The organism is Microbispora rosea (assembly GCF_044460045.1).
In the GTDB taxonomy this organism is placed as follows: Bacteria; Actinomycetota; Actinomycetes; order Streptosporangiales; family Streptosporangiaceae; genus Microbispora; species Microbispora rosea.
Genome location: NZ_JBITJO010000003.1, coordinates 651,009 through 662,807 on the forward strand (window position 1 = coordinate 651,009; position 11,799 = coordinate 662,807).

12 protein-coding genes are annotated in these 11,799 nt (G+C 73.6%); 7 read left to right on the forward strand and 5 right to left on the reverse strand.

Annotation, left to right across the window (positions count from 1 at the left end):
• Window positions 1–23: 23 nt before the first annotated feature.
• Complete coding sequence (locus tag ACIBK1_RS15300; protein WP_387076819.1) at window positions 24–770, forward strand: sulfite exporter TauE/SafE family protein; 747 nt, start codon at window positions 24–26, stop codon at window positions 768–770.
• On the opposite strand, the gene ACIBK1_RS15305 is transcribed toward ACIBK1_RS15300, so the two are convergent.
• Window positions 755–946 (reverse strand): hypothetical protein, encoded by a 192-nt coding sequence (locus ACIBK1_RS15305; protein ID WP_036407781.1) that lies wholly within the window; start codon window positions 944–946, stop codon window positions 755–757. The genes ACIBK1_RS15300 and ACIBK1_RS15305 overlap by 16 nt on opposite strands.
• Before the next feature lie 17 nt (window positions 947–963).
• On the opposite strand from ACIBK1_RS15305, the gene ACIBK1_RS15310 reads away from it, so the two are divergent.
• Both ACIBK1_RS15310 and ACIBK1_RS15315 read left to right on the forward strand, forming a co-directional pair.
• Window positions 964–1,719 (forward strand): hypothetical protein, encoded by a 756-nt coding sequence (locus tag ACIBK1_RS15310; RefSeq protein WP_030509860.1) that lies wholly within the window; start codon window positions 964–966, stop codon window positions 1,717–1,719.
• A gap of 152 nt (window positions 1,720–1,871) precedes the next feature.
• On the forward strand, window positions 1,872–2,081 hold the full coding sequence (locus ACIBK1_RS15315; RefSeq protein WP_030509859.1) for a hypothetical protein: 210 nt from the start codon (window positions 1,872–1,874) through the stop codon (window positions 2,079–2,081).
• 15 nt (window positions 2,082–2,096) lie between these two features.
• On the opposite strand, the gene ACIBK1_RS15320 is transcribed toward ACIBK1_RS15315, so the two are convergent.
• From ACIBK1_RS15320 to ACIBK1_RS15330, 3 genes are read right to left on the reverse strand one after another with little or no spacing between them, the layout of a single operon-like run.
• Window positions 2,097–4,262, reverse strand: coding sequence for a S9 family peptidase (locus ACIBK1_RS15320; RefSeq protein ID WP_396735304.1), 2,166 nt, complete (start codon window positions 4,260–4,262; stop codon window positions 2,097–2,099).
• Window positions 4,262–6,043, reverse strand: a complete 1,782-nt coding sequence (locus ACIBK1_RS15325; protein ID WP_396735307.1) for an N-acetylglutaminylglutamine amidotransferase — start codon at window positions 6,041–6,043, stop codon at window positions 4,262–4,264. The genes ACIBK1_RS15320 and ACIBK1_RS15325 overlap by 1 nt, the downstream gene beginning before the upstream one ends.
• Before the next feature lie 3 nt (window positions 6,044–6,046).
• On the reverse strand, window positions 6,047–7,222 hold the full coding sequence (locus ACIBK1_RS15330) for a carboxylate-amine ligase (RefSeq protein ID WP_396735310.1): 1,176 nt from the start codon (window positions 7,220–7,222) through the stop codon (window positions 6,047–6,049).
• 214 nt (window positions 7,223–7,436) lie between these two features.
• Between ACIBK1_RS15330 and ACIBK1_RS15335 the strand changes: the two genes are divergently transcribed.
• From ACIBK1_RS15335 to ACIBK1_RS15350, 4 genes are all read left to right on the forward strand, one after another.
• On the forward strand, window positions 7,437–8,837 hold the full coding sequence (locus tag ACIBK1_RS15335) for a cellulose binding domain-containing protein (protein WP_396735313.1): 1,401 nt from the start codon (window positions 7,437–7,439) through the stop codon (window positions 8,835–8,837).
• Window positions 8,838–9,076: 239 nt separating this feature from the next.
• Window positions 9,077–9,961 carry a universal stress protein gene (locus ACIBK1_RS15340; RefSeq protein WP_030509854.1) on the forward strand — a complete coding sequence of 295 codons (885 nt, stop codon included), beginning with the start codon at window positions 9,077–9,079 and terminating at the stop codon, window positions 9,959–9,961.
• A 99-nt stretch (window positions 9,962–10,060) separates the two neighbouring features.
• Entirely contained in the window at window positions 10,061–10,546 is a 486-nt protein-coding gene (locus tag ACIBK1_RS15345; protein WP_030509853.1) for a DUF6194 family protein, read from the forward strand.
• Window positions 10,547–10,618: 72 nt separating this feature from the next.
• Window positions 10,619–10,927, forward strand: a complete 309-nt coding sequence (locus ACIBK1_RS15350; RefSeq protein WP_030509852.1) for an MTH1187 family thiamine-binding protein — start codon at window positions 10,619–10,621, stop codon at window positions 10,925–10,927.
• Window positions 10,928–10,953: 26 nt separating this feature from the next.
• Here ACIBK1_RS15350 and ACIBK1_RS15355 read toward each other — a convergent pair whose 3' ends face one another.
• The gene (locus ACIBK1_RS15355; RefSeq protein ID WP_030509851.1) at window positions 10,954–11,637 is read right to left on the reverse strand and encodes an endonuclease V; all 684 of its coding nucleotides are present in this window, start codon (window positions 11,635–11,637) and stop codon (window positions 10,954–10,956) included.
• Window positions 11,638–11,799: the final 162 nt, after the last annotated feature.

Here is an 11,799-nt window from a genome sequence, read left to right on the forward strand (position 1 = left end):
TATGGTTGGGTGCCCTTGTGCTTGTGGACGTGCTGGGGCTGGCCGGGATCGGCCTGGTCGCCGGAGTGGTCAGCACGGTAGTGAGCCTGGCCTCGATCGTGTCGTACCCCGCGCTGCTGGCCTTCGGTCTGCCGCCGCTGGCCGCGAACGTCACCAACACGGTCGCGCTGCTGTTCACCGGCGTGGGAGCGGCGGCCGGGTCGAGGCCCGAGCTGGCAGGCCAGGCACGTCTCGTCGGCCGCCTCGGACTCGCCGCCGGGCTGGGCGGCGCGGCCGGCGCCGGGCTGCTGCTGGTGACGCCGCCGCGGACGTTCGAGATGGTCGCCCCGGTGCTGGTCGCGGGCGCCTCGCTGCTGCTGTTGCTGCGTCCGCCGCGTCCCGGGCGGGTGAGCCTCGGCGGGGACAGCGGCCTGGGGCTGCGCGCGGGCGTCTTCTGCGTCGCCGTCTACACGGGCTACTTCGGCGCCGCCGGCGGGATCATCATGTTCGCCGTGCTCGCGGCGGCGCTCGACAGGCCGGCGGTGGGCGTCAACGCGGTCAAGAACGTCGTCTCGGCGCTCGCCAACGCCGTCGCCGCCGTCTGGTTCGCCGTCCTCGGCCCGGTCGACTGGGCGGCGGTGGGCCCGCTGGCCGTGGGGTTCCTCGTGGGCGGCTGGCTCGGCCCCGCGGTCGCGCGCCGCCTGCCCGGCCAGACGCTGCGCCTCGCCGCGGCCCTCTGCGGTCTCGCGGTCGCGGTCAAGCTCGGCGTCGACGCCTACCGCGGCGGCTGAGCGGCGATCCCTGGCGGCTCCGCCGAGGCGACCGCCTCGGCGTGCCGGGCCCGCAGGCGCTCCCGGATCTCCTCCGGCGTGTACGCACGCCGCCGGCGCTCGGCCCGGGCGATCACCACACCGGTCGCCGCGACGCCCGCGAAGGCCGCCAGACCGAGTATCTTCCACCAGCGCATGTGCCTAGGCTACTGCCGTGGCTCCTACGCGGATAAGTCTCGACAAGGCGCTCGAACTGGCCCGCACTGGCGACGTCTGGGTGTTCCGCGGACGCAGTGCGCCGGACCGCGCCATCCAGGTCACCACCAACAGCCCGGTGAACCATGTCGGCATGGCCGTCGTCATCGAGGACCTGCCGCCGCTCATGTGGCACGCCGAGCTCGGCCGGTCGCTGCCCGACATGTGGTCGGGCACGCATCAGCGCGGCGTCCAGTTGCACGACATGCGTGACGCGGTCTGCGTCTGGGCGGCCAGGTATGGCCAGCGCGCCTGGCTGCGGCAGCTGGAACCGTCCACGACCAGGGAGATGGAGGACGCCGTCCTGCGGACGATCGCGCGGCTGGACGGCACGCCGTTCCCGTCCACGGCCCGCCTGGCCGGGCGCTGGGTGCGCGGGCGGCTGCCCTCGCTGCGCCGCGCGGCGCGAGACGAAACGCGAGGCGGCGCGCGAGACGCCACGCGAGACAGCACGGGCGACGGCACGTGGGAGGGCGCACGGGAGGGTGCGGGCGACGGCGCCGGGGACACCGCGCCCGATCGTGCGCTGGAGACGGCCTACTGCGCCGAGGTCGTCGCCGTGACCTACGAGGCGATGGGCCTGCTGCCCGCCGGCCGCCGGCCCAACTGGTATGACCCCGGGAGGTTCTGGAGCGGCGACAACCTCGTGCTCGGCGGGGGGCACCGGCTGGGCGGAGAGATCGCGGTCGAGGTCCCCGGCGGCGAGGCGCCCTGACGGGACGCCGGGGGACCGGTCACATCTACCCGCCGGTACACGCTTGTTGTGAAGTTTTTCTCGCGGCGGTCAACCTAGAGCCGCCGAGGCGCGTCAGGTGTAGGCACCGTTCGTCCAGACCCGGAGGGCAGAGCCCCATGCCTACTCCTGAGATGAGACGCGAGGATCTCGCCGGAGCCCCCGACCGAGAGCGGCAGGCGCGTCTCGCGCTCGACGCTCTACGCCGCCAGGGTCCAGAGGCGGTGCAGGAGGAGACGCTCCGCATGAAGTCCGAGTTGCTCCGGATGTACGGCTGGGAGGGGTACCAGCTGGTCATGGCCAAGATGGAGAGCGACCTGGCGCGGCTGCACGAGTCGCGCTGAGAGCCGCGGCGGGAGTCACCCGGAGGACACGCCGGTCAGGCGTGGTCCGAGCCACTCGGTCACCCGCCGCACGAACGCGACCCGGTTGGCCCGCCGCCGGATCTCGTGCCCCTCGTCCTCGAACAGCAGCAGTTCGCAGGGCACGCCCCGGGCCCGGGCCGCGCGCACGACCTGCTGGGCCTCGTACACCGGGACGTTGGTGTCCCGCGCGCCGTGCACCACGAGCAGGGGAGCGGCCAGGCGGTCGAAGGCGTGCAGGGGCGACAGGGCGTGCAGCAGGTCGCGGTCGGTCTCCGGATGGCCGTACTCGCTCACGGCGGCCGCCGCGATCCACGGCTCCGTACGCTCGTAGAAGGTGGCGAAGTCCGCCATCCCGCACACGTCCACCCCGGCGCGGAAGAGCCGCGGATAGGTGACGAGCGCGGCCAGCGTCAGGTAGCCGCCGTACGACCAGCCCAGGCATGCGAGACGGGCGGTGTCGGCCAGCCCCGCCCGCACCAGGAAGGCGGCGCAGTCGGCCACGTCGTCGACCGCGCGGAAACGCAGCGCGTGGTTGTCGGCGTCGCGGAAGGCCCGGCCGAACCCGGCGGAGCCGCGCACGTTCGGCGCGAACACGCCGATGCCGGCGGCCACCAGGCACTGGTACAGCGGGGTGAACGCCGGTCGCTCCTGGTCTTCTGGCCCGCCGTGCAGGAAGACCGCGTACGGCGCCGGGCCCAGGGCGCCGGGCGGCCGGTAGAGCCATCCGCTGAGCTCCAGCCCGTCGCGGGCCGGGAGGCGCACGAGTTCGGCGTCCACGGCCCCGGCGAGTCGCCCGGTTCCGGCGACCGGCAGGTATCGGCCCGTGTCGAGGTCGCACAGCACGACGTGCGACGGCTGGGCCGGTCCCTCGACGGCGAGGGCGGCCGTCCGGCCGTCCGCCGAGAGCCTGATCGAGGAGACCACCTCACCGGGCGGAGCAGGGAGCGGGCGTCGCGCCCACCCGGAGCCGCCGCCCGGCCCCGCGCTCAGCCCCGTGTCCAGTCCTGCGCCCAGTCCTGCGCCCGGTCCTGCGCAGAACACGGTCGCCGCGCCGCCACTTCCGCCCCCGACTTCGCCTCCGGCGCTCGCGGCGTCGCCCGGATTCGGGCCCCCGGGGCCCGCGGCGGCCTGCGCGTCCCCGCGTCCGGTGTGCGTGGGAGCGGAGCCGGCGCGTCCGGCGTCATCGGGGCCACCGCCGGGTCCACCGCCCGCCTCCAGCACCTCCAGTTCCGAGCGTCCGGCCGCGTTCCACACCAGCACGAGGCGACGGCCGTCCACGCTGAGCGCGAAGCGGTCCAGTTCGGCGTCCCGCCGCTCGGCCACCGCGACCGGCCCGCCGATGGGCCCGTCGAGCGGTACGGCGACCAGCGCGGCGCGGTCCCGGCCCGCGTCGCTCAGCAGGTAGGCGGTTCCGCCGTCGGGGGAGAGCCTGCCCTGCTCGGTCGACCCGGGCAGGCCGGCGAGCAGCGACCGCTCGGCGACGCCCCCGGACGGGCCCGCACCGCCTCGGGACAGGTCCGTGACGCTCCCGGGCGGGCCTGTGTCACCCCCGGGGAGGTGTCCGCCGCCCGGGGACAGGTCCGTGACGTACATCCGCCGGACGCCGCGCGGACCGTGCCGCAGCAGCACCCTCGCGTGGTCGCGGCTGACCGCCTCCGGGTGCAGGAGCGGCCCGGCGGCGACCGTCTCCTGGCTCCCGGTGGCCGCGTCGACCAGCAGGGCCTCGGTCGAACCGGCCGGCGAGACCTCGGCCACCAGGAGCAGGTCGCCCCGGCCGGTCCAGTCGACGAACCACGCCGACCCGCCCTCGGGCGCGGCCAGCGGGCGCAGGTCGCCGCCGTCGGTGAGGACCGTCCAGACCTGCGTGTGCTCGCCGCCGCCGGGTGCCACGAGCACGGCCAGCCGGTCCCCGGCAGGCGACCAGCTCACGTCGGCGACGGGTTCGGGCCCGGTGTCGACGACCCGTGCCCGCCCGCCCGGTCCCACCGGCTGGACCCAGACCCGCGGCGTGCCGTCCCTGTCGCTGACGTACGCGACGGCGCGCCGGTCCGGCGCCGGGGCCGGCGTCCAGCAGCCCCACACGTCGAGAAACCCGGCGCCGGGGAACCGTGCGCCGGGGAACCCTGCGCCGGACCCAGCGCCGAGGAGGTGCTCCGCCATCAGATTCCTTGCGCTTGCAGCCACATCTCGAGCAGTCCGAGCTGCCACAGCACGTTGACCCCCGTCGTGGTGCGGTGGGCCTCCCGGTTCTCCAGCAGCTCCTCGACGTACGCCTTGTCGAACAGGCCGCGGGAGCGCGCGGCGGGCGCGGTGAGCGCGTCGCGCACCATATCGAGGAACGGCCCGTCGATGTGCCGGATCGCGGGCACCGGGAAGTAGCCCTTGGGCCGGTCCACGACCTCGCGCGGCAGCAGCGCCCGGGAGGCCTCCTTCAGGATGCCCTTGCCGCCCCCGGCGAGCTTCAGCTCCGGCGGGCACGCCGCCGCGAGCTCGACCAGCTCGTGGTCGAGGAACGGCGTGCGGGCCTCTAGACCGTGGGCCATGGTCATGTTGTCCACGCGCTTGACCGGGTCGTCGGCGAGCATCAGCCGGGTCTCCAGGCGCAGCACCGCGTCGAGCGCAGTCTCGGCTCCCGGCCGGTCGAGGTGGCGGCGTATGACGTCGGTGCTCACGTCCTGGTCGATCAGATGGTCGGGCGCGACGATGCCGGCGAGGTCCTCGTGCGGCCGGTCGAAGAACTCCCGGGCGTACGTCGCGAAGGCCTCCTCGCGCGGCACGGCGGCCAGCGGCGGGAACCAGCGGTATCCGGCGAACACCTCGTCGGCGCCCTGCCCCGACTGCACGACCTTGACGTGCCTGGCCACCTCACTCGACAGCAGATGGAAGGCGACGCAGTCGTGGCTGACCATGGGCTCGCTCATGGCCCGCACCGCCTCCGGCAGACCCGAAAGCAGGCGGGAGTCCTCGATGAGGATGCGGTGGTGGTCGGTGCCGAAGCGCTCGGCGACCAGGTCGGAATAGCGGAACTCGTCCCCGGCGTCCCCGCCGGCCGCGGGGAACCCGATGCTGAACGTCGACAGGTCCCGCTGGCCCTCCTCGGCGAGCAGGGCCACGATGACGCTGGAGTCCAGCCCGCCCGACAGCAGCACGCCCACGGGCACGTCCGCGACCATGCGCTTGCGTACGGCGGCGCGCAGCCGGTCGAGCACGGCCTCGCGCCAGTCGTGCGCGTCCATCCCCTCGTATCGCGGCAGGCGGGTGAAGGGCGGCTCCCAGTAGACCGTGTCATGGGAGGTCCCGTCGGCCTCGACCGTGCGTACGGTCGCCGGAGGCAGCTTGCGCACACCGGCGAGGATGGTGCGCTCGCCGGGCACCAGCGAGTGGAAGGTCATGTAGTGGTGCAGTGCGACGGGGTCGATGTCGGTGCTCACCCCGCCACCGGCCAGCAGCGCGGGCAGGGTGGAGGCGAAGCGCAGCCGCCGCCCGTCTTGCCAGACGTACATCGGCTTGATGCCGAGCCGGTCGCGGGCGAGTGTCAGCCGTCCCGTCGCCGGTTCGAAGACGGCGAAGGCGAACATCCCCGCGAAGCGGTGCACGCAGTCGGGCCCCCAGCGGTGGAACGCCTTGACCAGGACCTCGGTGTCGGAGCCGGAGAAGAAGCGGTATCCCTCGGCCCGCAGCTCCTCGCGCAGCTCACGGTAGTTGTAGAGGCAGCCGTTGAAGACCGCGGCCAGGCCGAGGGAGTCGTCCGCCATCGGCTGGGCCGCCTTGTCCGACAGGTCGATGATCTTCAGGCGCCGGTGGCCCAGGGCGACCGGGCCCCGCGCCCACAGGCCCGACCCGTCCGGGCCGCGATCGTGCATCGCGTCGGTCATCCGGCCCACCGCGCCGATGTCGGCGCGTCGCCCGTCGAACCGGATCTCGCCGGTCAGTCCGCACATGTCCTATCTCCCCGCCGCCGCGAGCCGCCGGTCCCCGTATCTCGTGTCAGCAAGGGATCTCGTCCCGGCCGGGGATCTCGTCTCGGCCAGCAGCACGTCCACCACGTCGGTCAGGCGGCCGCCGCGCCGGAACGCCTCCCGTTGCCGGGCCGCCGATCCGCCGTCCGCCAGCGCGCGGGACGCCAGCGACGAGACGAGGGCCCAGTCGCCGGACTCCTCCAGCTGCGGCCGGAGCCCCTCCACCATCCGGCCGACGACCGTGCGGGCCGGCCGCGGCACCCCCTCGACTGGATCGACCAGCTCGCCGTCCAGCCCCGAGCGGGCCGCCCGCCAGGAGGCGGCCCGCACCAGCTCCGTACGCACCGACTCCTCGGCCGCGGAGCGCGGCCCGCCTGCGGCGAGGGCGTCGAGCTCGCGGCTGACGAGCGCGCGGAACAGCCCGGCGATGAGCACGATGTCGTCCACGCGCGGACAGGCGTCGCACACCCGCAGCTCGACGGTCGGCACGTGCGCCGACGGCCGGACGTCGAAGTAGAGCATGCCGGGGTCGCTGATGACCCCCGACCGGATGAGCTCGTCCACCATCGCGTCGTACTCCTCGGCCGACTCGAACCGCGCCGCCGGTCCCGCGGTGGGCCAGCGCTGCCACACCATCGACCGGAAGCTCGCGTAGCCGGTGTCGGCCCCCATCCAGTACGGCGAGCTGCAGCTCAAAGCGAGCAGCGGCGGCAGCCAGGGAGCCAGCCGGTGCGTGACGGCCACCGCGAGGTCGCGGTCGCGCACCTCGGCGTGCACCTGTGTGCCGCAGATGAGCTGCTCGCGGGCGAGCGCCTGGTAGTCGGCCAGCATCTGCTCGTAGCGCGGATCGGGGGAGATCTTCATCGTCTCGGGATCGACCAATGGGACCGTCCCCGCGGCGACGATGCCCAGACCGAGCCCGTCCGCCGCGGCGACCGCGTCGGCCCGCAGCCCGGTCAGCTGGCGGGAGAGGTCCTCCAGACTGGTGCACGGGCGGGTGTTGGCCTCCACGACCGAGCGGTGCAACTCCTGGGTGAACCGGTCCGGTGGCAACTGCTGGAGGAGCAGGCCGGCGCGCGGGACGAGTCGCCGGGTCCCCAGGTCCACGACATGGAACTCCTCTTCGACGCCGACCGCCATGCCGCGTGCGAGGTCTGTCATGTAGCCGCTCCCCCAGGCCGATGAGTGATTTCGTGTCCTCTGCCCCGAAAGTCGGCTTATGCACGTCTCTGGTTTGGGATGGTGATGAAAGTTACAGGCCTTCACCGAGGATCGCCCAGCTCACCGGGATGGCCGGCGTCGGCGCCTTGACCTGGCCGCCGCCCCGCGCCACGATCTCGGCGTTCCTAGCCCTACCGTGAGCGCAGGGAGCCCGATGACCGGCCGCGCAACCTCCGTCCGACGCCGCATCTGGGCGGCCGCCGTCGCCGCGGTGCTGCTCACCGCCTGGCCCGCCGCGACACCGGCGGGCGCGGTCGACGACCCGCCCGCGCCGGTGACCGGCAGCGCCACCTACTTCGACGGCCTCGGCTCGCCGTACGGCGGCTGCGGCCTGCCGCAGTCGGAGCTGGACTCGCAGGACTTCGTCGCGCTCAACGTGTACGACACGCCCGGCGACTACTCCTTCTACCCCCGGCCGCTCACCGGCGCGAACGCGTCCAAGGCCGGGCTGTGGAACAACGGCCTCAACTGCGGCCGGTATGTGAAGGTGACCGTCTCCGACTACTGCACCGGCGTCAACGACGGGGCGCCCGGCCAGGCGTTCTGCCGCAACGGGTCGTGGGTCTCCGACGCCTACAACGGCGCGACGCTCACCATGATCGTCGCGGACAGCTGCGGCGACTCCAACGGCTGGTGCCGCGACGACCGGTATCACCTGGACCTGTCGAAGCCGTCGCTGAACAGGTTCGTCAAGAACGGGTCGCCGGTCGGGGACATGTACCCGAACCACTGGAACAACCGCCACATGACCTGGTCGTTCGTCCCGGCGCCCGGCTACAGCGGCGACATCAGGATCGGGTTCATGAAGGGCGCGCAGGCGTGGTGGCCCGCGATCGCCGTCTCCCACCTGCCCAACGGCATCCACGGGGTGGAGTACTACGCCGACGGCGCCTGGAAGCAGGCCCAGATGAACTCCGACATGGGCCAGTCGTACATCATCGGCGGGGTCACCCAGGGATCGACGCAGTTCCAGATCCGGGTGCGCGACGCGTCCGACGCGCTGGTGAACGGCGGCCGGGTCTACAGCTTCGCCCTGCCCGCGTCCTGCGGATCGCAGTGCGGCGCGGACTACACCGCGGCGAGCTACACCACGACCACGCCCAGCGGCTCGCCGTCGCCGTCGCCGTCCGTGTCGCCCTCCGCCTCGCCCTCGTCGTCTCCTTCCGTGTCCCCGTCCGCGTCCCCCTCGGCGTCGCCCTCGCCCAGCCGCAGTCCCAGCCCCAGTCCCAGCCCCAGCCCGTCGCCGTCGGCGAACCCGGGGAACTGCCAGGTGACCTACCAGGTGGCCAGCTCCTGGCAGGGCGGGTTCACGGCGAACGTCACGGTCAAGAACACCGGCGCGGCGGCCTGGCCGAACTGGACGGTCACCTGGGACATGCCGTCCGGTGTGAGCCTCGTCAGCGGCTGGAGCGCGACCGTGACCTCCAGTGGCAGCCGCTGGACGGCCAAGGCGCCCTCGTGGGCGCAGAACCTGGCGCCCGGCGCGTCGGCAAGCTTCGGCTTCCAGGGGTCCGGTCCCTCCTCGCCGGGGGCGAGCGGGTTCACCTGCTCCTGATCCCGCCCCTCACCACCCGTTCCCGACCTCCGGCCGGCTCGCGCGCCTCGTCGCCACGCGAGCCGGCCGCTCCATATCCGCCCAGGGTCCGCGCAGGGTCCGCCCCGGGTGTCCTGCCCCGGGGTGTGCCCCGGTGTGTGCCGTGGGGGAGGAGAAAGGTCCCGCCGGGCGGGGACCAGCGGCCCTGCCCCGGACGAGGCCAAGGCGGTCGGATAGGGGCAGGAGCAGAAGGAGGAGCCATGACCGAACCCGTCATCGTGGGCACCGACGGATCCCGTGCCGCGGCCGCCGCGGTGGAATGGGCCGCCGGCGACGCGGCGCGCAAGGGCCTGCCGCTGCGGATCGTCCACGCGGTGGACCGCCTGCCGTACGAGATCGCGCGCTATCCCGTCCCGATCGAGGACCAGCTCGACCGGGCCGGCCGCCGCATCCTGGAGGAGGCGGAACAGGCCGTGCGGGAGATCCACCCGGTCGTACGCGTGACCACCGCCATGATCGAGGGCGACCCGTCCCGGGTGCTGCGGCAGGAGGCCGGGAACGCGGCGGAGATCGTGATCGGCAGCAGGGGGCACGGCGGGTTCACCGGCATGCTGCTCGGCTCGGTCGGCATGCACGTCGCCGGTCAGGTCGACGCCCCCGTCGTCGTGGTGCGTGCCGGAGTGCCGGCGTCCCACGGGCTGGTCGTCGTCGGCGTCGACGGCTCCGCGGAGGCCGGCGCCGCCCTGACCTACGCGTTCGAGGAGGCGCGGCTGCGCGACTGCCGCCTGCTCGCCGTGTACGCCTGGCAGCTTCCGGTGCACCCCTTCGCGCCGGAGATCACCTACGACGTCGACGAGGTGCGCAAGGCCCACGAGGACTGCGCGGCGGGCGCGCTGCGGACCCACCGGGACCGGTATCCCGACGTCGCCGCGGAGATGCGGGCCGTCTGCGCGCATCCGGTCACCGCGCTGGTCGAGGCGGGAGAGAAGGCCGACCTGCTCGTCGTGGGGTCGCGAGGGCGCGGCGCCGTCGGCGCGGCGGTGCTCGGCTCGGTGAGCCGGGCGGTCCTGCACCACGCGCACTGCCCCGTGGCGGTGGTGCGGCCTCCCCGGACCGGAGCGCGGAGGCCTTCACCCGCGAGTTGAGGGTTGACGAGCGATCGTCGACGAAATCTCTAGAAAAGTCTCACTAAGGACTTGAATGAGAAACTTGAAGGAGGAAATCCAGCGAGAAAAGGACCTCGTGTGACCGAGAACGACGTCATCGAATTCGTGACCGGCCTGCCGGGTGTCGCCGCCTTCACCGCCGCGGAGGACAACGGCGCGCCGCGGGCGGCATGGGGAGACACCTTCTTCTACTACGACCCCGACGACGAGCCGGCCAACCGGAAGATGCCCTTCGCCACGATCGTCGTGAAGGATTACGAGGGGTTCGACACCGCCTCCGACCTGAACCGGCCCGGCGTCTTCCGGGTCAACATCGGGGTCGGCCGCGCCGTGTTCGAGGAGCTGCTCGGTTATCCGCCGGCCGCGCACGCCGACCGCCACGACGCGCTGGACTACCGGGTGCCGGACCGGATCCTGCCGCACCCCGTGTACGCCGCCCAGTCGTGGATCTGCGTGCTCAACCCCGGCGACGGCACCGCCGCGCGGGTGAGCGCTCTCCTCACCGGCGCGCACGCCCGCGCGGCCGCAGGCCACAGGCCGGGTGAGCGCACCACTCGGGCGTGAACCACCCGCACCCGCCGCCGCCCGGCGGCGGGTGTTAGCGTGGCCCGGGGATGCGATCTTCGAGGAGGTTTCATGTCGGTTCTCGTCGCGTTCAGCGTCACGCCGATCGGCGCCGGTGAGGACGTCGGCGAGATGGTGGCGGAGGCGGTGCGCGTGGTCCGCGCGTCCGGGCTGCCCAACCGCACCGACGCCATGTTCACCACCGTCGAGGGGGAGACGTGGGACGAGGTGCTCGCCGTCGTCAAGGACGCGGTCGCCGCCGTCGAGGCCCGCTGCTCCCGCGTCAGCCTGGTGCTCAAGGCCGACGCCCGCGCCGGGCAGGACAGGCTCGACGCCAAGGTCGCGACCGTCGAGCGCCACCTGGCCGAAGGCGCCTCCTGATCACGTGCGGGGACGCGTCGCCGTAGTCAGGTGGAGGCGGCCAGGGCGGCCTTCAGCGCCGTACGCGACAGCCGGTCGGCGGCGCGCGTCGTCTCGGGGAGCCGGTGACGCGGGGTCAGGGCCAGCACGTCGTGGCAGGCGGTCTCCAGGTCGACGCGGTGGCCGACGGAGACGAAGACCGGCTTCACACCGTCCCGGGTACGCAACACCCGGCCGGCCACCCGGCCGTCCAGAAGCAGTTCGCTCCACGAGCCGCGTTCCCGGCCGGGCGGCTCGAAGGAGCCGACGAAGGCCGTCTTGCCGACGCCGATCGTGGGCAGGCCGGTGAGCACCCCGAGGTGGCAGGCGAGGCCGAACCGCCGGGGATGCGCCAGGCCGTACCCGTCGCAGACGATCAGGTCGGGTGTGACGGTGAGCCGCTCCAGCGCCTCGACGAGGCTGGGCAGTTCGCGGAAGGCGAGCAGGCCGGGCACGTAGTCGAAGGCGGGCCGTCCCCGCACCGTCACCTGCTCGACCACGTCCAGAGTCGTCCCGTCGAGCACCACGACCGCGGCGGCCAGCAGGTCGTCGGCGTAGGCCACGTCCACCCCCGCGACCAGGGCGGGGTCACGGGGACCGGGGCCGGTCAGGTCCAGCCGGGGCCGCAGGGCGTCCTGGATCGCCTCCGCCTCCTCCGCCGTGGCCGGAGCGGCGATCGAACAGACCTTCATGGGGGGAACGATAGACGCCGTCCCCATACGCGGAAGAGCCGGAGCGGCGTTGGGCAGGGCGATACCCGCGCAGACCGGTCGTGGCGGGGGCCCGCGGGCGGCCTGGGGCCGGCGCCCCCAGCCGCCGCCCCACCACCACCCCACGCCGGGAGGCGTGCGCGC